Source organism: Phaeovibrio sulfidiphilus, assembly GCF_014861485.1.
Lineage (GTDB): Bacteria > Pseudomonadota > Alphaproteobacteria > Rhodospirillales > Rhodospirillaceae > Phaeovibrio > Phaeovibrio sulfidiphilus.
Window position 1 is genome coordinate 552,259 of the sequence record NZ_JACZHT010000001.1, and the last position, 20,880, is coordinate 573,138.

Genomic DNA, 20,880 nt, shown 5'->3' on the forward strand with positions numbered 1-20,880 from the left:
CTCAGCGTCCCTCCTGTTCCAGCCTCTGGCGGACCACCACCGCCTGCCCCAGGGACAGGCCCCCGTCATTCGGAGGCAGCAGCGCGGCCCGCAACGGCCTGATGTTACGACACTCCAGGGCGTGGGCCAGCCCGTCGCCCAGGATGCGATTGACGAAGCAGCCCCCGCCCAGCGCCACCGTAGCACCCGGCCCGCACAGGGCCCCGCACCAGTCGGCCAGGGCCCGGACCAGCCCCGCATGAAACAGGGCCGACCCCCGGGCCGGGTCCGGCTCGTCCAGAAGACGGGCGAAAAGGGGCAGAAGGGACAGCCGACCGTCGGTGGCCGTCGCCGACACCGGAGCCGGGGCCGGGGCCGGCGAGAGCCCGGAGGGATCGCCGGGACGCACCCCGAATGGAACCAGCGGCAGCCCTTCTGGCAGGACGCCTGCGGGCGCCGTCCAAGGAGCCATGGTGGAAGGCATAAGCGGGACCGGGGGAACGCCATTCGGCCCATCCCCACCCCAATCACACCCAGGCCCGTGGCCATACCCGTGCCCGGGCTCGCACCCGGCCACGTCAAAGGAAACGGGGCCATGATCGCAGGCCAGGCTCTCCAACGCCATGGCCGCCTGCCCGTCGAACGACTGGTGTGTGCAGACGCCCAGAAGGGCGGCGGCGGCGTCGAACAGCCGCCCCAGGGACGAGGACACCGGCCACAGGCCCGGTTTCCCCACCAGGCGGGCCAGGGCCGGAGCCTCGGGGATATGGGGAAAGCGCCAGGCGGCCTCGTCCTCCCGGCCCAGCGCCCACAGGACCGACACCGCCATGCGCCAGGGTTCCCGGGCCGCCCGGTCCCCTCCGGGAAGCGGAAAGGGATGCAGGAAACCGCGCCGCTGGAAGGTGCCGTCGGGCTCGACGGCAAGAAGCTCGCCCCCCCAAACCGTGCCGTCCGTGCCCAGACCGGCCCCGTCCAGGGCCAGCCCGAACAGCGGGCCGGTGTGCCGGTTCTCGGCGGCAACGGCGGCAATGTGGGCGTGATGATGCTGGACCGCCAGGACCGGGAGCCCCCACTCCCGCCCCAGGTCCCGGGCAAGGCGGGTGGAGGGATAGTCCTCATGAAGATCGCAGGCCAGGGCCACGGGGGCCTCCGCCAGCCGCTGCCCCAGAAACCGGGCGGTGGCCCGGGCGTCCAGAAGGGCGTCGGCCCCGGACAGGGTGCCCAGGTGACGCGAGACAAAGGCCCGCTCTCCCGACACGAGACACTGGGTTGCCGCCCGATACGGTCCCAGGGCCAGCACGGCGGGACCACCGTGGGCAAGGGGCACCGGCTCCCAGACATAGCCCCTGGCCCGGCGGATCATGACCGGAGCACCCCACCTTGCCCCCCACCCGGGATCCGATGCCGGGAAGGGCGCCGGGCCCGTGGCCGTCGACGCGCCGGGCGACGGCGTACAAGAGCGGTCCGGGACAGGGTGCTCGCCGGGTCCGGAACCGGGACCGGGCCTGGGGCCGGACGAAGGGCCCGCTGGCGGATCCCAGGACGGGAACGGGGACAGGACCGCGTCCCGGGACGGCCCGGGGGAGGGATCTTCGTCGCACCCGGACCCGGAGCGGACATCCGGCACCGAAACCCCGGACGCGTCGGGACACGCCCCGTCCCGCAGCACCGAGTCATCAATGCGCCAGGGAACCGGGCGGTCATGGGTGACCAGGCAGTCGATCCCCTCCCCGAAGACACGCCGGATCTCCGAGGCCCCGGTCAGGATCGGCTCGTTATGGAGATTGGCCGAGGTGCAGACCAGGATCCGGTCAAACGGCGCCTCCAGCCAGGCGGAGCCCGTGGGCACCGCGCCGGACTGGCGAGCGAGTGCCTCGTGAAACAGGAGAACATGCGCCCCGGTGGGGGGCAGGAGAAGACCCAGATCGCTGCTGTCGGGGGCCACGCCCTCCAACGGCGGGGCGTCCGGCCTGCGCGGGGACAGCACAACCGGGCGGCGGGGGCTCTCCAGGAGAGCGGCGGTGTGGGGGCCGAACCGGACCAGCGCCCGGGCCGACGCCGTGTTCAGCACCATCAGGGCAAAGGGCCGGGCCTCCCGGGCCTTGAGGCTCCGCAGGCGACGGACCGCATCCGGGTTCCGGGCATCGCACAGAAGATGAAAGCCCCCGGTGCCGCGGAAGGCCACGATGCCGCCCCGATCCAGGGCGCCCCACGCGGCGGCAAACGGATCGCGGGCCGCATCCCGGCAGACCGGCGCGCCCGGGAGCGTCGCACCCGCCCCTGCGCCGGGAACCGGGCAGACGGCTGGCGTACGGGTGTCCGTGCGGGAAGCCTTAAGAGAGCCCGGGGCGTCGGCCTCCACGGGCCCGGCGACGGCGCCCACCGGGGGCCCTGAGACGGGTTCGAGAGCATACCGGGGGCCACACTCCGGACAGGCCAGGGTCTCGGCGTGGAAACGCCGGTCCGAGGGGTTGAGGAACTCGGCCCGGCAGGCGTCACACAGGGGAAAGTCCGCGAATACCGTGCCCTCCCGCGCCCAGGGGCGGCGGGTCTCCACGGTGTAGCGGGGACCGCAGGCCGTGCAGGCGGTGAACGGATAGCGCCAGCGGCGGCTGTCGGGATCGAACATCTCGGCAAGGCAGTCGGGACACGACGCCCGGTCCACCCCGTCCGGGTCCGAGCGCTCCCCGGCACCGGACGCGCTGATCACGAACCGCGGCGCGGCCGCCCCATGCGCCGCCGGATCGGAACCCGGATCGGAACCCGCATCGGAGCGGGGCTCCACCGGCTGCACGTCCAGGGCATCGATGCGGGCCGCCTCCGGCGCCTCGTTTCGGAGCCGGGCCAGAAAGGTCTCCAGCGCAGCCGGCTCACCCTGGATCTCCAGGTCCAAGCCGCGCGGCGTGTTGCGCACCTCCCCGCCCAGACCGGCCCCGACCGCAAGCCGGTAGACGAAGGGACGGAACCCCACCCCCTGAACCCGCCCCGAGAGCGTGACCCGGAGCCGTCGGCTCATGTAAAGAACGGCACCAGGCCCGGATCCCCGTCCGCAGCCGTAATGCAGAACGTGGAGCGGCGCTTTTCCAGCCACTCCATCCAGGCATCCATCCCCTGGCCGGTCTCGACGGACAGGGTCAGGCAGGCGATGTCCGGATTGATGCGCCGGGCGTACTCGGTCACCCGGTCGATATCAAAGTGCACGTAGGGCAGCAGATCGGTCTTGGAGACAATCATCAGCGACGCGCCCACGAAAATATCCGGGTACTTGAGCGGCTTGTCGTCCCCCTCGGTGACCGAGAGGATGACCACCCGGGCCTCTTCTCCCAGGTCGAAGGAGGCGGGGCACACCAGGTTGCCCACGTTCTCGATCAGCAGGAGGGACGCGGGCTCCATGTTCAGGCGGCCGATGGCCTCGTTGACCATGCGCGCATCCAGGTGGCAGCCCTTCCCGGTGTTGATCTGGAGCGCCTTCGCCCCGGTCTCCCGGATGCGGGCCGCGTCCAGATCCGTCTGCTGGTCCCCCTCGATCACGGTCACCGCCGAGGCGTCGGGAAGGCGGCGGATGGTCTCCGTCAGAAGGGAGGTCTTGCCCGCCCCGGGGGAGGACACAAGGTTCAGGGACAGGATACCGTTGCGGCGCAGCCAGCGGCGGTTCGCCGCAGCGATGGCGTTGTTGACCCCCAGAATGTCCTGCTCCAGCTGGATGACCCGCTGTTCCGTGTCGGCCTGCCCGCCCCGGAGGCCCACCCCCACCGCCGGCCCGAGATCATAGTGGTGATGGTGGAGCGGAGCGGGCTCCGGCCCCACAGCCGCCGCGGGTGAGTGGATATGGACGTGAACGTGGACCTCCCCCGCGCCACCGGGAAGCGGGACGCGGACCCCCTGCGGACCCTGGCCGTGGTGGTGATGGGAGCCGAGCCCCGCCGCAGCGTGGTGATGGTAGCCCAGGGGGCGGTCGTGACCGTAGTGCCCCGGATGATGATCGTGAGAGTGACCATGGTGATGCCCGTGATCATGGTCGTGGTCATGGTCATGGTCGTGATCGTGATGGTGGTGGTGATGCCCGTGCCCGTGCTCATGGTCATGGGCATGGTCGTGATCATGGGCGTGGTGGTGGTGGCCGTCGCCATGGTCGTGGCTGTGGTCATGATGGTGATGGCCGTGCCCGTGGTCGTGCCCGCACCCGCAGTCGTGGCCCCCGCCCGGCCCCTGTCCGGCTGCCTCCGGCCGGTCGTGGCCATGGTCCTCTGATCCGGGCTCCGAGGTGATGACACCCCGCCCGCTTCCGCACCCGCACGTCACACACATATCCGAAACTCCCGCTTTCACTGACGGTTTTTCTGAAGCAGAAGCTCCCGGACCCGCATTTCCGTTCCCCGGAGCGGCTGGATCCGATGGCTCCCGCAGGAGGGGCAGGCGTCCGCGCGACTGGCAAGGGGAACGTTGCGGTCGCAGGCAAGGCACCAGCCCTCTCCGGGAATGGACTCAATCTCGATCCGGGCCCGCTCGGCGGCGGAGCCCCTCAGCGCCAGCCCCAGGGCGAAGCGCAGGGCCTCGGGATCGACGCACGACAGCTGGCCGATCTCCAGGACGACCGCCTCCAGGCCACGGATCCGATGGGCCCGGGCTGCGTTGTCCACAATGGAGCGCACGCCTTCCGCCAGGGCCATCTCATGCATGTCAGGCCGCCTCCAGGACGACGCTGTGCTCCACGCAGGGATCCAGGGCCAGGACCAGGGCCCTCAGGCGGGCCTCCACATTGTCCGGCGAGCCGCACAGGCGCAGGGCCTCCCGGCGCAAGATCCCCCGGGGGTGGAAGTTCCACTCGGTCGGCGCACAGATGCCATAGCGGCTGACCTGCCCCTGGTCGTCCAGCTGCACGGCATGGATCAGGGCGCCCCTCTGGGTCTCGACCCGGCACAGGCCCACGCCCTCGTCGTTGAGGGGCATGACCGTGCCCGAGAACCGGTCCATCTGGGGGTCGCGCAGGCCCCGCAGCCAGTCGTGAAGGTCCAGGACCAGGCAGGCGAACCGCGCCGAGAGCGGAAGGTTCTCCTTGCGAAGCCACAGGACCAGGGGCTTGTTGCTGTGGCGGGAAAACGCGCCGGTCTCCGCCGGGGAGTCCGGGCGGATCCGGGTGCCCGGAACGGTGGGACAAAGACAGAGGGACTCCTCGAGCCACCCGGGCGCATCCCGGCCCGCGTCCGCACCGTCGGGGATGAAACTCAGATCGGCGGCCGAGCCCGCCGGAGGCTGCTCGCGCTCCAGGGCCATCAGGTCCGCAAGAAGATTCCAGGGCGCGTCGAGTTGCGCGATCCGGTCGGCGAACACCGAACCATCGACCGGCGCGCTCTCGTACAGGGCGCAGACCTCGGGAGTGCCCACCTGCTTCATAAGCGAGGGCATGTCCGTGCGCGCCGCCGCCCGGTAAAGGTGGGCGTAGGTCTCGGTCATCCTGGGGTGACCGAGCACCTCCGGCCAGCTGATCAGGAGACGGTGCAAGGTCTCGTTGAACAGCTCCACGTGAAGGCGAAGCCAGATGCCGTCCGGAATGTTGGCCACTTCCCGCCGGAACGCGCTGATGGCGAACGACGCCGCCGCCATATGGGCGTTGCGGCAGGGAACGAAAAGACTGCCAACAAGGTCGGGAACCCCCTCGGCATCGCATCCGGACAGAAGCCGGGCGACGACAGGGCGGCTGTTGGTCACGCTGATGTCGGACACGCACCCGCCTTCATAGCGGGCCCGCACGACAAGGGGTGGCTGAGTCATGGTACAGTCAGTTCCTTTGCCCAATCCCGAAGGCGCGCGGCGCTGGCCAGAAGATCCTCGGGGGCGGCTTGCGCTGCATCCGGGACCGCCGCGACCTCCAGCGTATTGAGAATCATTTTGTCTTCACTGTTAAAGTACTGCACCCACCACAGGTTTTGAACCCTCGTGCTCGTGATCCGGCAATTTCCATAGCCCCGGGACAAAATAACCGCCGAACCGACGCCGAACGCCTGCGCCATCCACATGATATCGTCCTGCGAAAGGGGAAGGAGGGTCAGGGCAACAACATGGGGTTGCGCATCCTCGACCCAGATTCCGGACTCAAGGTGCGGCCGAAGCTCGGCAAGGACACCGGCAACCGCAGAGCGCACCCCCGCAACCGCCGAATCGGGCAGGGACCAGCGGGGCTCGTCCCGCAGGCGACGGGACACAACAGACGGGAACCGGCCGATCTCGGTGTGATCGGACACGACCACCCCGGCGTCATCCAGGGAGACGACCCGCCACAGACCGGCAAACGCCGTTTCCTGGATCAGGGTCACGGGATCCGAGTCAATGATGGCGCTCACCTCGCCCTGACCCAGGACATCGTTGGCCAGAAGCGCAACATCCGAGGGCAGCTCACGGAAATCGATCCGGGCCCGGACCGGATCCAGATCGCCCCGGCAGTGTTCATCCAGACGGTCCGCCCAGTCACCTATATGGTCCGCGACCGCCCGGACGGTCTCCGGCGGCATGTCGCTGGCCGAAACGACGGGGCGCGCAAACGTGTGCATGCCCTGCGGGAAGGCCATGGGAGACACATGGGACGATCGGGCATTCCGATACTCGGAATAGCTCGACGAGGCCCGAGTCAGCAACTCGTCGGGCCCATAAGTTTCATTCGGCATGGTCATGCCGCAAGAGGGTGATGAGATATTCATGAGGTATCCTTTCCCGGCATCGGTCTCAAGAATTCGGGCAGCTCAGGAGTCCGCCCGACGAGGTCGGCGAACAGCATCTCCAGATCCGGAGAGCCGCCCGCCATAAGAGTGTCCAGAGCCTCCAGGGCATCCAGCGTCTTCCGCGCGGTGTCCGGATCCATGACCGAGCGGGCCGTTCCCGCAAACGTCATGACCCAGGTTCCGGCGTGCTGGGCACCTGAAAGGCGCATGTCGACAAGCACAGGGTTTCCACCCCGATCGCGGCACAGGGCAAGGGGGCCCCTGTCCTCGAGTACCTGCATGGGAATACCGACACACATGGGCTCAGATCCTTTCCCGTGTGTGCGGGGCACGGTCATCATATTTGGCGCCAACGCCGGCCCCGGGGCTGGGGCCGGGGCCGCGCCCGGAGCACGGGGACATCCGGGCCAGAACCCGGGTGTCCCCGAAACGGCAGGCCTCGTCCGCGGACGGACGCCCGGCCTCGAAGGGCTCGTGGGCCAGAGAGGGGTCGAACAGGTCCGCAGACACCTCCCCGGCCCGGACGCCCACACTCAGACCCCAGTCCCGCAGGCGGGCCACGCCAAGGGCGACGGCCTCGGGGACCCGGGCCTTCAGGGTGTCGTGCAGCGGACCGCCATAGTCGCTCATGTCCACGGGCTGCACGCCGATCAGCACCATTTTTTCCGGAAGCCGCCCCAGCAGGGTGGCCGCGGCCAGAACCTCCTGGAAGCCGGTCTGGTGCAGGCTCATTTTCTTCGCCCCGGTAAAGCGGGGAATGTCCCCGTCCTCGACCACGTGGACGCTCCCCGGCGGCAGACCGTAGTCGACGGCGTCAAACAGCACCATCCGACGGGCCGCAGTGACATGGGGCAGCAGATAAAGGCCCTGCGTCCCGCCATCCATCAGCGTGACGGTGCCGGGAAGCACGTGGGTGCGCCCCAGGGTCTCGGCGCAGCGCACGCCGAACCCCTCATCCGCCCACAGCAGATTGCCAATCCCGAGAACCAGCACGGGATCGCTGTGGGGGTCGAAGGGCGACAGGGCCTGAGGATCGGTTCTCATGTCAGTCCTTGAACATGCGCCAGCCGGAAATCATCGTCGAGACCATGGACTGCCGGCTCATGATGTCCTCGCGCACGGCGGTGTAGATGTGGGCGAGGATGATGAAGATCAGGCACCACATGCCCAGGCGGTGCCAGGCATGCACGGCCAGGGAATTGCCGCCAAACAGCTCGATCACCCAGCCGAACAGGTGATCCGCCCAGGATCCCTGGCCCACCGCCTCGGAAAACAGCGCAAACCCGGTCAGCAGCATGACCAGAAGGCCCACCACGAAGAAACAGAACATCAGGAACTGGGCCAGAGGGTTGTGCCCGGCGTACTTCGGGGGCTCCTTGATCAGGAACATGTACCAGGCCAGCTCGGTGAACAGGCCCTTCCACCACTCCCGGCTGAGGACATCGGGCAGGAAAAGCTCGCGGGCGTAGCGGTTGCCCGACAGGGCCAGGTAGACCCGCAGGACAAAGCCCACCAGAAGGATCCAGCCCGCCACGAAGTGGATGTAGCGCAGCCAGCCCATCACGTAGAGAACCGACGTGTCGCCCTCGACGGACGGAAACGGCCGCCCCATAAAGAACCCGGTGATCATGAGCACCAGAATGGTGGCCGCGTTGACCCAGTGCCACAGGCGGTTCATGGGCCTGTAGATATAGAGTGCCTTGACCATGCGCGAGCGACGGGCAATCTCGAAATCATCAATCGTCGCCATTGCAGCCTCCTGTGTTCATCAGCCTGGAACCCGGGGCCGGGAGCCCACGCCCTCCAGCCTGCGAAGGGGGGACCGGTGACCCCGGTACCCCCCCTTGCCCGGAAAACGGACGCGACCGCCGTGCGCTGCACCCGGACCGGCCCCGAACGGAACCGGCACCGGCCGAACCGGCGGACCCGGCCGAACTAGCGTACCGTAACCGTTGCCATCTCCTGTCCGTCGGGACTGAGGACATGGCTCGAGCAGGCAAGGCACGGATCAAACGAGTGGAGCGTGCGCAGAATCTCGAGCGGCTCGTCGGCCTTCGCGAGCGGCGTGTTCATCAGGGCCGCCTCGAACGGTCCGATCTGCCCCTGCGGATCTCGGGGGCTGCCGTTCCAGGTAGTGGGCACCACCGCCTGGTAGTTCTCGATCTTGCGATCCCGGATGTGGATCCAGTGGCCCAGGGCGCCGCGCGGGGCCTCGGTAAAACCGTATCCCTTCACGTCGTCGGGCCAGGTGGCCGGATCCCAGCGCTCCGTGTTGGCGGTGGCGGTGTCCCCGGCCTTGAGGTTGCTGATCAGGCGATCAAAGAACCAGGCCATCTTGTGGGCCGCCCACGAGGCCTCGAGCCCCCGGGCCGCCGTGCGCCCCAGGGTGGAGAAAATGGCCTCGAGGGGCAGGTCCAGCGTCCTCAGAAGCCGGTCCACCGGCTCCTTGAACTCCGGATTGCCGCGCACGTGCCCGATGACAAAGCGGGCGAGAGGCCCGACCTCCATGGGGTGGCCGCGCCAGCGGGGCGACTTGATCCAGGAGTACTTGGCGTTCTCGTCGATCTGCTCGATTTTGGTGCGGGTGCCCTTTGTGTTGGGCCCCAGCTGGAAATCGGGCTCGGTCAGCCCGTCCCAGGGGTGGAGCCCCCGGGTCTCGTCGGGGTAGGTGTACCACGAGTGGGACACGAACTCCTGGATCTGCTCCGGGTCGCTCAGGTCCACGTCATGAACGGTCGAGAGATCCCCGTTGATGATGGCCCCGTGGGGCATCAGCAGGCTGTCCGGACCGTAGTCGTTGGCGCGCACCGGGATATCGCCATAGGCCAGAAGGCACTGGGACGAGATGCCGCCCCCGTACTGCCAGTCCCTGTAGAAGCCGGCGATGGCGGTCAGGTCCGGAATGTAGACCTTGTCCACGAACTCGATGGTGCGCTCGATGATGCTCTTGACCAGATTGAGCCGCTCCATGTTGACGGCCCCGACCGCGCCCACCCCGTCCAGGTTGATGGCGCACGGCACGCCGCCCACAAGCCAGTTGGGGTGCGGGTTCTTGCCACCGAACACGGTGTGGATCTTGACGATCTCCTTCTGGAAGTCCAGGGCCTCCAGGTAGTGGGCGACGGCCATCAGGTTGGCGTCCGCGGGCAGGCGGTAGGCCGGGTTGCCCCAGTAGCCGTTGGTGAACAGGCCCAACTGGCCGCTGGCCACGAAGGCCTTCAGGCGGTTCTGGATGTCGCGGAAGTAGCCCGGCGAGGACAGGGGCCAGTCCGACAGGGACTGGGCCAGCTCCGACGTGGTGCGGGGGTCCGCATCCAGGGCCGAGACCACATCCACCCAGTCCAGGGCATGGAGGTGATAGAAGTGCACCAGGTGATCATGCACCTGGAGGCAGAGCTGCATCAGGTTGCGGATGATGTTCGCGTTGTCGGGAATGGTGATCCCGAGGGCGTTCTCCACCGCCCGCACCGAGGCAAGCGCATGGGTTCCCGTGCACACGCCGCAGATCCGCTGGGTGAACGCCCAGGCGTCCCGGGGATCACGGCCCTTGAGGATGACCTCGAGTCCCCGCCAGAGAGTCCCTGTGGACACGGCGTTGCGGATCACGTTGTTCTCGTCAACGTTCACCTCGACGCGCATGTAGCCCTCGATCCGGGTCACCGGATCCACCACAATGCGACGACCGGTATCGTCCAGGGTGAAGCCCTGGGTCTCGTGACGTGTCATGGCCTACTCTCCGTGTTCCGGGACGTCGATACCGGTCTTGCCCCGGTAGCGCACAACGGCGGACACCGCCGCATGGGCCGCGATACCCGCTCCCACACCGGCGGCGATGGTCATGCCGATGGTGTCCGCGTTGGCCTCGACCCCGAACTGGGAGAGGTTGGCCACCCGGTTGTAGAACGAGCCCTGGTCCCAGAAATCATGCTCCGAGCACCCCAGGCACCCGTGCCCGGACTGGATCGGGAAGGAGACCCCCTCGTTCCACCGGGTCGTGGAGCACGCGTTGTACGTGGTGGGCCCCTTGCAGCCCATCTTGTAGAGGCAGTAGCCCTTGCGCGCGCCCTCGTCGTCCCAGGCCTCCACGTACTGGCCCGCGTCAAAGTGCGGGCGCCGGTAGCACTTGTCGTGAATGCGCTGGGAATAGAACATCTTCGGGCGGCCCATCCGGTCCAGCTCGGGAGCCCGGTCAAAGGTCAGCATGTAGGTGATGACCGCGGTCATGACCTCGGCAATGGGAGGGCAGCCGGGAACCTTGATCACGGGACGGTCCGTGATGACCTTGTGGACCGGAGTGGCCTGGGTCGGATTCGGGCGGGCGGCCTGGACGCATCCCCAGGACGCGCACGACCCCCAGGCGATGATGTGTTTGGCGTCGGCGGCGCACTCCCGCAGCTTGTCCACAAAGGGGCGTCCGCCCTGGATGGCGTACATGCCCTCCTCGCCCAGGGGCGGGTTGCCCTCCACCGCGAGGATGTAGTTGCCTTTGTACTTCTCGCGGATCGTGTCCAAAATCGACTCGGCCTGGTGACCGGCCGCGGCCATCAGAGTGTCGTCGTAGTCCAGCGAGAGCATGGACAGCAGCACGTCCTTCGCCAGCGGATGGGCCGAGCGGATGAAGGACTCGGTGCAGCAGGTGCACTCCAGCCCGTGGATCCAGAGCACCGGCGTGCGGGGCTTGGTCTCGAGGGCATGGGCAATCTTCGGGACAGCCCCGGCCCCAAGCCCCATGGAGGCCGCCATCAGGCTGCAGAACTTCATGAAACTGCGCCGGGTAATGCCCTGGCGCCTCAGGACGTCATAAAAGGTCTCGTTCATGGGCTGTCACCCCCCGTAGCCGCATACCCAAGAAACAGAATCGTCAATACTATTACACAAGAACATAACGACCAACAAACCAAAATTCCTCAAATGTCCTTTACGCCATAGTATTGCTAGCAATTCTCATTGCTAAATATAGGATTCGTCGTTTGATTGTACAGGCATAGCGGTGTCAAACCGGAAAAACCCGGCCCCGGGCCCGGCCGCCCCGCACAGCCGAACGGGGGACAAAGCCGGTTCCCGACCCGTTCGGCGGCAGAAAACCTGGGAATTCACGAATCGCGCGAGGCCGCAGGGCCCGGTCCGACCCCGGACACCCCAGCCGGACACCACTCAACCATAACGGGTTCATGGCCGGCGGGACATACCCCCTCCGGTACGCCCGTCACCCCCGCCTCCCCCGAAAAAAGGGGGAGCGAATCGGGCGGGGAGCGGGGGACGGGACGGCCTCCAGGGCCTCCGGCGACATCGGGGAAAAAATCGAGTACCGTACTCTGGAATAGCGCCCGGGGTGTCCCCATTAAAGGAGAGCGTTCTCTTCCCAAATCAGCCTGCATCCGGGGCAGGAGAGAGAGCCGGTGTTCCCCGTCCGGGCCAGACTGCGAAGAGTTCCATCGTCCTCAGACTCTCGCGGGCGGCATCGGGCGGGGACCGCCACCGGCCGGTTCCACAGGAACCGGGGCCGGGGGCACACCGCAGGACCAGACCCGGCTTCGCCCCCCAGGCCCCCTCGGACCCGGGGGCTTACCTGTGACCTGTGACCATCGTGTGAAACCCGCTGCGCGCGAAAGAGCCGAACGCCTCATGACCCGAACCGAAACCGAAGCACCCCGTTCCCCCGAGACTCCGGTCGACCCGCATCGGAACTCCCGGCGAGCGATCCTTGCGATCCTTCTCGGGATGGCCATGATCGGCCCCTTCTCCAGCAACATGTACCTGCCGTCGCTGTCCAGCATGACCGCGGTCTTCGGGACCACCGTGTCCACGGTTCAGCTGACGGTCTCGGTCTACGCCCTGGGCCTCGCGGCGGGGATTCTCGTCTACGGCCCCCTGTCGGACCGGTTCGGACGCCGCCCGGTCCTGCTGGCCAGCCTGGCAATCTACCTGGGGGCCTCGGTGGCGTGCGCCTTTGCCCCCGACATCGAGTTCCTGATCGCGGCCCGGTTCGTCCAGGCCTTCGGAGCCTGCGGGGGCGGAAACCTGGGGCGCGCCATCGTGCGGGACTCCTTCGACCGCTCGGAGATCCCGCGCATCCTGTCCCTTATGGCCTCGGTGCTGTCCCTGGCTCCGGCGGTGGCCCCCATCGTGGGCGGCTACCTCCAGGAACACCTGGGCTGGCAGTCCACCTTCATGGTCATGGCGATCATGGGGGCGACCATCCTGCTGTCGGCAGCCCTGTTCCTGGAGGAAACCAACCGCAACAAGAACCCCGCCGCCACCAGCATCGTGTGCATTTACCACAATGCCCGCACGCTGCTGACGAACCGCTGCTATCTGGGGAACGCGCTTGTTGCGGGCCTGAGCTTCGGGGCCCTGTTCAGCTACTCCTCCAACTCGGCGTTTGTCTTTATCGACGTGCTGCACCTGAGCGCCCGAGAGTACGGCCACACCTTCATGGCCCTGGCGGGATCCTATTTCACCGGGGCCCTTCTGGGGGCCCGGATGTCCGTCCGGCTTGGCGCGAGCCGGATGGTTCCGCTGGGGCTGGCCATTTCGGTCGGCGCCATCAGCACCGGCTGCATTCTCGCCTGGGGCGGCTGGATGTCGATCTGGACGGTGCTGCCCATCGGCTGCCTCCAGTACTTCGCGAACGCCCTGATCCAGCCCAGCAGCCAGGCGGGAGCCATCACGCCCTTCCCGCGCATGGCCGGGACCGCCAGCTCGCTTCTGGGGTTCTCGCAGATGGCCTTTGCCGCCGGGATCAGCTGGCTGATCAGCGCCCAGTTTGACCACACCACCCGGCCGCTTCTCAGCATGATGCTGCTGTGCGCGACCCTTGCGCTTCTGGTCTGGCTCTTCGTGCTGCCGCGCAGCGAACTGGCCTGCGAGATCGAGGGCGGGGAGCAGCAGCCCGCCCCCGGCGGACGCTGACGGCCCGCACGCGCCGGAGCGGGGACGGACGGAACGCGGGAAGCGGGAAACGCTGGCGGGGGCGCAGGCCCGGCCCCGGTCTTTGACCCCACGCCGGATCACGCCCGCGGACGGCGGACACCGGGGCCCACCCGCCGAGTGTCCATCGAGCCACCGGGGCGTCCGGGACCGCGCCTGTCCCGGCCCGCCCGCCGGGTGTCCATCCAGCCACCGGGCAGGGCCGGAGCCTCAGGGCCGGTAGACGATCCGGTCCAGAAGGCGGCGCACCACGCCCTTGCGGGCATCCTCCTCGGCCTTTTTCCGCCGCAGCCGGTCCATCTCCGCCAGGTAGTCCCTCTGGTAGAGGATCGGCCCGGCCGGGTCACAGTTCTCGGTGCGGGCGTAGCAGCGGGTCTTGCGCACATCCACCGGGTTGGGCTCGATGACCTCGGCGGCCTCCAGAAGGCCCAGGCCGTTGTCCAGGGCGTGGTCCACCGCGCTCCAGAACAGATCCAGCCTCCCGCCGGAGAACAGGGCCTCCAGCTTTTCGGCCACCGGGGCCCGGGTCCGGGCCGCCTCGCGCAGGTCGGCAAGAGCCTCCGGCGTCAGGTAGACCCCGCCGCAGTAGTTGCACAGAAGAAGGGTGTCCAGGCCCTCACGCCGGCGGCTTTCGGGGACCAGATCCGTCCAGTCACTGAAGAACGGGCGGAACTCGGGGTCGTCGTACAGAAACGACAGGGCCCCGTCACGGATATACCAGTACGGGCGCAGGAAGCCCGCTGTAATGGCCATGAAAAAGGCGTGGGTCTGGGGGAACGGCAACTCGGGATCCGTGTCCCGGGCGCGCTCGAAGATGAACTCCAGACGCGGACGATCCACCTCCGGCACCTGAAAGCGCTCCGCCATCGCGGCCACCGCGTCGGGGGTGTCAACGCCGGCGAAATACAGATCCCGGACCTCGTTTACGCCGAAGGGGTGATAGGTGATGTCCCAGCCCATCAGAGAGCGCTCCTGTGTCGTGGGGGCGACGCGTCCGCCGCCGGTGCGGTTGTCCTGTCTTGCCACCCCGGAGCGCTCCTGACAAGAGGCGGGCGCAGGGGCGGGGCCGGGGACAGGGAACCGGAGCACGGGCCGGGCACAGGGGAACCGGACACAGGGGGACGGGACACAGGGGGACGGGACGGAAGCGGGGCGCGGGAGAGGGCGCGGGGGCAGGAAAAGGGAACGGGAGCGGGGCCAGGGTTTTGCCGATTGCCTGCACAGTCTGGAAGAAGTAAAATGTGCGGATCAGTTCACGGTGCCCACGCGCGCCTTGCCCATCCCGCGGAGGCCCGCCTTCCGGAGGCCCGTCCCATGACCCACACTCCCCGCCCCATTGAAGACATTCTGGCCGATGCGGACCGCCTCGTGCTGTGCGGGGAGGTGAACCGCGCCCGGGAGGCTCTCCGCCGCGCCCGGATGCTCACCCGGGAGCAGGGCCCCGCGGACGCCGAGCTGGGGATACTGGCCCGCCTGGGCGAGCTGGAACTGGCCAGCTCGTTCTATGGCGCCGCCCGGGAGACCCTGTCCGAGGCCCTGGCCCTGCCCTGGGATGACACCCGGATCACGGACCGGGCCTATGCGCTTTACATGATGGGCGCCCTCGAGGACGCGGAGTCCAACACCACCGAACGCGACGCCCTGTGGAACCAGGCCAAGGCCCTCCTGCACGACGCCGGAGACACGGCCGGAGAGGCCCGGATCCTCCGGGTTCAGGCCGGGGTCGCCCGCCGGGCCCGCAAGGACAAGCGGGCGCTGGCCCTCTACGGTCAGGCCCTGGGCCTCTACACCGCCCTGGGCCACACGTTCCACCGGGGCATGGTCCTGCGGGAGCGGGGGCTCCTGCACCGCCAGATGGAGCGCCCCGACCTGGCCCACAACGACTTTGAAACCGCCATCGAGCTGTTCGCCATGAACGGCAACACCCTGGACGAGGCCCAGACCCACTTCGACCTGGGCGAGATGCTGGCCTCCCTGGGGAACCTGAACGACGGCCGGGAGGCCATGCTCAGGGCGCTGCGTGCGTTCTCCAGCGCCGGAGACCGCAAGGGCGAGGCCCGGGCCCTGATCAAGCTGGGGAACTTCTACCGGGACAGCGCCCCCAAACTGGCGTGCAAGTACTACGCCCGGTGCGCCGACCTGGCGGGCCGGCTCGGGCTCGCGAAGCTTGAGGACGCGGCCCTCGTCCACCAGGCCGAGCTGGAGCAGGCCGCCCGGCAAAACGCCGCCGCAGCCGCCGTTGCCGCGGCCGCCGCAGCCCAGGGACCGAGCCCCGCTCCGGGCCCCGGATAAACGCGTGCGATAATACCCGTTGGCGAATGGAACCGGGGCGCGTATACTTGCGCCCCTTTTTCATTTTTCGCGATACGGGCTTTCTGGCATGAAATTCACGACCGAGCGGACTGCCTTCCTCAAGAGTCTGGGACACGTTCAGAGCATCGTCGAAAAGCGCGGGACGATTCCCATCCTGTCCAACGTGCGCCTTGAGGCAAAAGGCGAGGGCCTGTCCCTGAACGCCACGGACATGGACATCGAGATCGAGGAGTTCTGCCCCGCCGGCGTCATCCAGCCCGGCGCGACGACGGCTCCGGCCCACACCCTGTTCGAGATCGTCCGCAAGCTGCCGGACGGCGCCCAGGTCGAGGTCTCCTTTGACGGCGACGAGAGCCAGATCCTGCTGCGCGCCGGACGCTCCCGGTTCCGGCTGGCCTGCCTGCCGGTGAGCGAATTCCCCATCATGAACCCGGGCGAGTTCTCCCACACCTTCGCGATTCCCGCCTCGGACCTGCGGGGTCTGATCGACCGGACCCGCCAGGCCATCTCCAACGAGGAAACCCGCTATTACCTGAACGGGATTTTCCTGCACGCGGCCGACTCGGGGGGCGTTCCTGTCCTGCGGGCCGTGGCCACCGACGGGCACCGTCTGGCCTGCGCCGACGTGCCGCTGCCCCAGGGTGCGGCGGGCATGCCCGGCATCATCCTGCCGAAAAAGACCGTGGGCGAGCTGCGCAAGCTGTCCGACGAAACCGGAATGGACATCTCCATCGCCGTCTCGGAACAGAAGATCCGCTTCACGTTCGACGACATCTCGTTGGTCTCAAAGCTGATCGACGGCAAGTTCCCGGACTATGAGCGGGTCATTCCGCGCAACAATGACAAGATGCTCCAGATCGACCGGCAGAGCTTCTCGCAGGCCGTGGACCGCGTGTCGGCCATTTCGTCCGAGCGCTCGAAGGCCGTCAAGATGGCCCTGGGCAAGGACCAGATCTCCCTGTCCGCCAACAGCCCGGATGCGGGAAGCGCCCAGGAGGACGTCTCGGCCGAATACGACAGCCAGGCCTTCGAGATCGGCTTCAACGCCCGCTACCTGACGGACATCCTGGATCACCTTCAAGGTGAGACGGTCCAGATCAGCCTCTCGGACGGAGCCGCCCCGACCGTCATCCGCGACACGGCGGATGCCTCGGCGCTCTACGTCCTGATGCCGATGCGTGTCTGACCCTGCCCGGCTTCCCCTGACCCGCCCGGGCGCCCATGTGGAGCGCCTGACCCTGAGCCGCTTCCGCTGCCACGGAAGCGTCCGCCTGGAGTCAGGCCATCCGACTGTGGTGCTTGTCGGCCCGAACGGGGCAGGCAAGACAAACCTTCTCGAAGCCCTGTCCTTCCTCGCCCCGGGACGCGGACTGCGCAATGCGGCCCTGGGAGACGTGGGACAGTGGACCCCGGCCAGGCCGCCCGTCCCGGGTGATCCCCTGGTGTGGGCCGTGTCCGCGCGGGTGCGCATCGGCGGCGCCGACGAAGTGAGCATCGGCACCGGGCTCGAGGCCTCGGGCCGCCCCGGAGCCCGGGAAAAGCGCGTGGTCCAGATTGACGGGCAGCCCGCCGCCGGACACGCCGCCCTGGGAGCCCTGTTTCCCGTTCTCTGGCTGACCCCCGAGATGGATCCCCTGTTCCGGGATGCGGCCCAGGAACGCCGCCGCTTCCTGGACCGGTTCGTTGCCGCCCTGGACCCGGGGCATACGGGCCGGGCCTCGGCCTACGCCCGGGCCCAGCGGGAACGCCTCCGGCTCCTGCGCTCGCCCCAGCGGCCGCCGGGCGCCTGGCTGGACGCCCTGGAAGACGTGATGGCCCGCCACGGCGTGGCCCTTGTGGCCGCCCGGCGCGACCTTCTCGACCGCCTGGGAGCCGCCGTGTCCCTGTCCTGCGGCCCCTTTCCCGGCGTTCGGCTGGACATGGATTCGGACGTGGACCGCTGGCTGGCCTCGGGCCCGGCCCTGGCCGCCGAGGACCGCCTGCGCGACGCCCTTGCCGCCAGCCGGGAGACGGACGCCCAGCGGGACATAACCACCGCGGGCCCCCACCGGGACGACCTGCTGGCCTGGCACGGCACGACGGGGGCTCCGGCCCACCACTCGTCGACCGGGGAGCAGAAGGCCATGCTGGTGGCCCTTCTTCTGGCCCAGTCCCGGGTTCTGTCGGCCTCGCGGGGGGTATCCCCGCTGCTGCTGCTCGACGACGTGGCCGCCCACCTGGACGGGCTGCGCCGGGACGCCCTGTTCGAGGCCCTGCGGGCCCTCGGCTCCCAGGTCTGGGTCTCGGGCACCGACCGCGAGCTGTTCGGCGGCGTGGGACCGGACGCCCTTTTCCTGCGGCTTGAGAACGGCGCCATCCTGTAGCGTCCGGACCGGCCCGGGGCACGGTTCAGGAGGCTTTTTGCAGGAGAAACCGGCCCCCCACGCACAATTTTCCCGCCTGTGCCGATACGGTGTGCTAAGGTGGTGCGTTTTTCGCAAACTCCCGGTTTTAGCCGGAAAAACCCGGGTGAGGAGTGGACTTTCCAGATGACCCAGATGGCCTATACCTCCGACGACATCAACGTTCTCAAGGGGCTCGAGGCGGTGCGCAAGCGGCCGGGCATGTACATCGGTGACACCGATGACGGCTCGGGGCTCCACCACATGATCTACGAGGTCGTGGACAACGCCATCGACGAGGCTCTGGCGGGCTATTCCCAGCACACGACCGTGACCCTGAACAAGGACGGCTCGGTCACCGTGGTGGACGACGGCCGCGGCATTCCGGTGGACATCCACAAGGGCGAGGGCATCTCCGCCGCCGAGGTGGTCATGACCCAGCTGCACGCCGGCGGCAAGTTCAACCACAACGCCTACAAGGTGTCGGGCGGCCTCCACGGCGTGGGCGTCTCGGTGGTCAACGCCCTGTCGGACTGGCTGGAGCTGCGCATCTGGCGCGACGGCAAGGAGCACTTCCTGCGCTTCGAGAAGGGGGCCTCCGTGGCCCCGCTGAAGGCCGTGGGCGACAGCAACGGCCGCACCGGCACCGAGGTCACCTTCCTGGCCTCGACCGAGATCTTCTCGAACACGGACTACGACTTCGCCACCCTGGAGCACCGGCTGCGGGAACTGGCCTTCCTGAACTCGGGCGTTCGGCTGGTGCTGTCCGACCTGCGCCAGGCGGAGCCCAAGACCGTCGAGTTCCACTATGACGGCGGCATCGAGGCGTTCGTCCACTTCCTGGACCGCTCCAAGACCCCGCTCCACACGCCGCCGGTCACGGCCTCGGGCGAGCGCGAGGGAATCCACGTGGAGCTGTGCCTGGAGTGGACCAGCGCCTACCATGAAAACGTCCTGTGCTTCACCAACAACATCCCCCAGCGGGACGGCGGCACCCACATGGCCGGCTTCCGCGCCGGTCTGACCCGCACCCTCAACAACTACGCGAACGCCTCGGGGCTGATGCGCAAGGAAAAGGTCTCGCTGACCGGCGATGACATGCGCGAGGGCCTGACCTGCGTGCTTTCCGTGAAGGTGCCGGACCCCAAGTTCTCGTCCCAGACGAAGGAAAAGCTGGTGTCCTCGGAGGTCCGCCCGGTGGTGGAGCAGATCACCGCCGAACGGCTGGAGCAGTGGCTCGAGGAGCACCCCACCGAGGCCCGGAAGATCGTGGGCAAGGTGGTGGAGGCCGCCGCCGCCCGCGAGGCCGCCCGGCGCGCCCGGGAACTGACCCGGCGCAAGGGCGCCCTGGACATGGCCAGCCTGCCAGGCAAGCTGGCGGACTGCCAGAACCGGGATCCGGCGGAATCCGAACTGTTCATCGTGGAGGGTGACTCCGCAGGCGGCTCCGCCAAGCAGGGCCGCGAACGGGCCTTCCAGGCCATCTTGCCCCTGCGCGGCAAGATCCTGAACGTGGAGCGCGCCCGCTTCGACAAGATGCTCTCCAGCGCGGAAATCGGCACCCTCATCGCGGCGCTGGGCACCGGGATCGGCAAGGACGACTTCAACGTCGACAAGATCAGGTACCACAAGATCATCATCATGACGGACGCCGACGTGGACGGCTCCCACATCCGGACGCTGCTCCTGACCTTCTTCTTCCGCCAGATGCCCGAGGTGATCGAGCGCGGCTATCTCTACATCGCCCAGCCCCCGCTGTACCGGGCCAAGCGCGGCTCCTCCGAGGTCTACCTCAAGGACGACCGCGAGATGGAGAACTACCTGATCAACGCGGGTCTTGCGGACGCGGTGCTTGTGGGCTCGGACGGGCTCCAGATCGCGGCCGGGGAGCTGCGCTCCCTGGTGGACCGGGCCCGAGTCATGCGCACCGGCATCGAGAACGTGCGGCGCACCCTCCCCTGGCAGGTGCTGGAGCAGTCCGCCCTTGCGGGCGCCTTCAACCCGGAGATCATCGCCGATCCGGTCCGGGCCAAGGAGGCCATCGAGACGCTCGCCCTGCGGCTGGACCGCCTGGCCGACGAGCACGAGCGCGGCTGGACCGGCTCCCTGTCCGAGGAAGGCGGCTTCCGCCTGTCCCGAACCGTGCGCGGCGTCGAGGAGAGCTACCACGTGGAGCCCGTGTCGCTCCACACCGCCGAGGCCCGCCGCCTCGACACCCTGGCCGCCGGCTTCCGGGACGTCTTCGCCGAGCCCGCCCGGCTGCGCCTGAAGGACCAGGAGCTGCCCCTGTCCGGCCCCGTCTCCCTGATCAATGCCATCACGGATGCGGGCAAGAAGGGCGTCTCGGTCCAGCGCTACAAGGGCCTTGGGGAGATGAACCCGGAGCAGCTCTGGGAAACCACCCTGGACCCGAACGTGCGACGGCTGCTCCAGGTGCGGATCAGCCAGATCGACCAGGCCGAGGAAGTGTTTTCCACCCTGATGGGCGACGTCGTGGAGCCCAGACGGGACTTCATCCAGGACAACGCCCTCAAAGTCAAAAACCTGGATGTCTAAACGGG

The 20,880-nt window shown here is 68.2% G+C and carries 17 protein-coding genes; 6 read left to right on the forward strand and 11 right to left on the reverse strand.

All coding sequences use genetic code 11. From position 1 onward, the window contains the following. Window position 1: 1 nt before the first annotated feature. Together IHV25_RS02305 and hypB are read right to left on the reverse strand one after the other, a co-directional pair. Window positions 2-2,995, reverse strand: a complete 2,994-nt coding sequence (locus tag IHV25_RS02305; RefSeq protein ID WP_192533341.1) for a Kae1-like domain-containing protein — start codon at window positions 2,993-2,995, stop codon at window positions 2-4. Beyond that, window positions 2,992-3,786, reverse strand: coding sequence for a hydrogenase nickel incorporation protein HypB (gene hypB, locus IHV25_RS10610; protein WP_338048570.1), 795 nt, complete (start codon window positions 3,784-3,786; stop codon window positions 2,992-2,994). Before hypB ends, IHV25_RS02305 begins: the two co-directional genes overlap by 4 nt. 27 nt (window positions 3,787-3,813) lie before the next feature. On the opposite strand from hypB, the gene IHV25_RS10615 reads away from it, so the two are divergent. Further along, the gene (locus tag IHV25_RS10615; RefSeq protein ID WP_197974940.1) at window positions 3,814-4,230 is read left to right on the forward strand and encodes a hypothetical protein; all 417 of its coding nucleotides are present in this window, start codon (window positions 3,814-3,816) and stop codon (window positions 4,228-4,230) included. A gap of 74 nt (window positions 4,231-4,304) precedes the next feature. Here the strand turns inward: IHV25_RS10615 and hypA are convergent, their stop codons facing one another. From hypA to IHV25_RS02350, 8 genes are all read right to left on the reverse strand, one after another. After that, window positions 4,305-4,658: a hydrogenase maturation nickel metallochaperone HypA gene (gene hypA, locus IHV25_RS02315; RefSeq protein ID WP_192533343.1), complete on the reverse strand. Its 354-nt coding sequence runs from the start codon at window positions 4,656-4,658 to the stop codon at window positions 4,305-4,307. A gap of 1 nt (window position 4,659) precedes the next feature. Further along, the gene (locus tag IHV25_RS02320; protein WP_192533344.1) at window positions 4,660-5,751 is read right to left on the reverse strand and encodes a hypothetical protein; all 1,092 of its coding nucleotides are present in this window, start codon (window positions 5,749-5,751) and stop codon (window positions 4,660-4,662) included. Then, window positions 5,748-6,674 (reverse strand): hydrogenase expression/formation C-terminal domain-containing protein, encoded by a 927-nt coding sequence (locus tag IHV25_RS02325; protein WP_192533345.1) that lies wholly within the window; start codon window positions 6,672-6,674, stop codon window positions 5,748-5,750. Before IHV25_RS02325 ends, IHV25_RS02320 begins: the two co-directional genes overlap by 4 nt. Beyond that, window positions 6,671-6,994: a HypC/HybG/HupF family hydrogenase formation chaperone gene (locus IHV25_RS02330; RefSeq protein ID WP_192533346.1), complete on the reverse strand. Its 324-nt coding sequence runs from the start codon at window positions 6,992-6,994 to the stop codon at window positions 6,671-6,673. The genes IHV25_RS02325 and IHV25_RS02330 overlap by 4 nt, the downstream gene beginning before the upstream one ends. A gap of 4 nt (window positions 6,995-6,998) precedes the next feature. Next, a complete protein-coding gene (locus IHV25_RS02335) occupies window positions 6,999-7,739 on the reverse strand; it encodes a HyaD/HybD family hydrogenase maturation endopeptidase (RefSeq protein WP_192533347.1) in 741 nt (246 codons plus the stop codon). Between the two features lies 1 nt (window position 7,740). Further along, a complete protein-coding gene (cybH, locus tag IHV25_RS02340; protein ID WP_192533348.1) occupies window positions 7,741-8,445 on the reverse strand; it encodes a Ni/Fe-hydrogenase, b-type cytochrome subunit in 705 nt (234 codons plus the stop codon). Between the two features lie 185 nt (window positions 8,446-8,630). Continuing rightward, a complete protein-coding gene (locus IHV25_RS02345) occupies window positions 8,631-10,421 on the reverse strand; it encodes a nickel-dependent hydrogenase large subunit (protein ID WP_192533349.1) in 1,791 nt (596 codons plus the stop codon). Window positions 10,422-10,424: 3 nt separating this feature from the next. Continuing rightward, window positions 10,425-11,513 (reverse strand): hydrogenase small subunit, encoded by a 1,089-nt coding sequence (locus IHV25_RS02350; protein ID WP_192533350.1) that lies wholly within the window; start codon window positions 11,511-11,513, stop codon window positions 10,425-10,427. 807 nt (window positions 11,514-12,320) lie between these two features. On the opposite strand from IHV25_RS02350, the gene IHV25_RS02355 reads away from it, so the two are divergent. Next, the gene (locus IHV25_RS02355) at window positions 12,321-13,607 is read left to right on the forward strand and encodes a multidrug effflux MFS transporter (RefSeq protein WP_192533351.1); all 1,287 of its coding nucleotides are present in this window, start codon (window positions 12,321-12,323) and stop codon (window positions 13,605-13,607) included. Between the two features lie 228 nt (window positions 13,608-13,835). Here the strand turns inward: IHV25_RS02355 and IHV25_RS02360 are convergent, their stop codons facing one another. Further along, a complete protein-coding gene (locus IHV25_RS02360) occupies window positions 13,836-14,651 on the reverse strand; it encodes a hypothetical protein (protein ID WP_192533352.1) in 816 nt (271 codons plus the stop codon). A gap of 213 nt (window positions 14,652-14,864) precedes the next feature. On the opposite strand from IHV25_RS02360, the gene IHV25_RS02365 reads away from it, so the two are divergent. From IHV25_RS02365 to gyrB, 4 genes are all read left to right on the forward strand, one after another. Next, entirely contained in the window at window positions 14,865-15,917 is a 1,053-nt protein-coding gene (locus IHV25_RS02365) for a tetratricopeptide repeat protein (RefSeq protein WP_192533353.1), read from the forward strand. 88 nt (window positions 15,918-16,005) lie between these two features. Continuing rightward, window positions 16,006-17,124 (forward strand): DNA polymerase III subunit beta, encoded by a 1,119-nt coding sequence (gene dnaN, locus IHV25_RS02370; RefSeq protein ID WP_192533354.1) that lies wholly within the window; start codon window positions 16,006-16,008, stop codon window positions 17,122-17,124. Further along, on the forward strand, window positions 17,117-18,301 hold the full coding sequence (recF, locus tag IHV25_RS02375; protein ID WP_338048571.1) for a DNA replication/repair protein RecF: 1,185 nt from the start codon (window positions 17,117-17,119) through the stop codon (window positions 18,299-18,301). Before dnaN ends, recF begins: the two co-directional genes overlap by 8 nt. Window positions 18,302-18,466: 165 nt before the next feature. Next, entirely contained in the window at window positions 18,467-20,875 is a 2,409-nt protein-coding gene (gyrB, locus tag IHV25_RS02380) for a DNA topoisomerase (ATP-hydrolyzing) subunit B (RefSeq protein ID WP_192533355.1), read from the forward strand. Window positions 20,876-20,880 lie beyond the last annotated feature (5 nt).

Coding starts and splice junctions, on each gene's coding strand:
- IHV25_RS02305 (WP_192533341.1), bottom strand. CDS start 2,995: ATGAGCCGACGGCTCCGGGTCACGCTCTCGGGGCGGGTTCAGGGGGTG.
- hypA (WP_192533343.1), bottom strand. CDS start 4,658: ATGCATGAGATGGCCCTGGCGGAAGGCGTGCGCTCCATTGTGGACAAC.
- IHV25_RS02320 (WP_192533344.1), bottom strand. CDS start 5,751: ATGACTCAGCCACCCCTTGTCGTGCGGGCCCGCTATGAAGGCGGGTGC.
- IHV25_RS02325 (WP_192533345.1), bottom strand. CDS start 6,674: ATGAATATCTCATCACCCTCTTGCGGCATGACCATGCCGAATGAAACT.
- IHV25_RS02330 (WP_192533346.1), bottom strand. CDS start 6,994: ATGTGTGTCGGTATTCCCATGCAGGTACTCGAGGACAGGGGCCCCCTT.
- IHV25_RS02335 (WP_192533347.1), bottom strand. CDS start 7,739: ATGAGAACCGATCCTCAGGCCCTGTCGCCCTTCGACCCCCACAGCGAT.
- cybH (WP_192533348.1), bottom strand. CDS start 8,445: ATGGCGACGATTGATGATTTCGAGATTGCCCGTCGCTCGCGCATGGTC.
- IHV25_RS02345 (WP_192533349.1), bottom strand. CDS start 10,421: ATGACACGTCACGAGACCCAGGGCTTCACCCTGGACGATACCGGTCGT.
- IHV25_RS02350 (WP_192533350.1), bottom strand. CDS start 11,513: ATGAACGAGACCTTTTATGACGTCCTGAGGCGCCAGGGCATTACCCGG.
- IHV25_RS02355 (WP_192533351.1), top strand. CDS start 12,321: ATGACCCGAACCGAAACCGAAGCACCCCGTTCCCCCGAGACTCCGGTC.
- IHV25_RS02365 (WP_192533353.1), top strand. CDS start 14,865: ATGTGCGGATCAGTTCACGGTGCCCACGCGCGCCTTGCCCATCCCGCG.
- dnaN (WP_192533354.1), top strand. CDS start 16,006: ATGAAATTCACGACCGAGCGGACTGCCTTCCTCAAGAGTCTGGGACAC.
- gyrB (WP_192533355.1), top strand. CDS start 18,467: ATGACCCAGATGGCCTATACCTCCGACGACATCAACGTTCTCAAGGGG.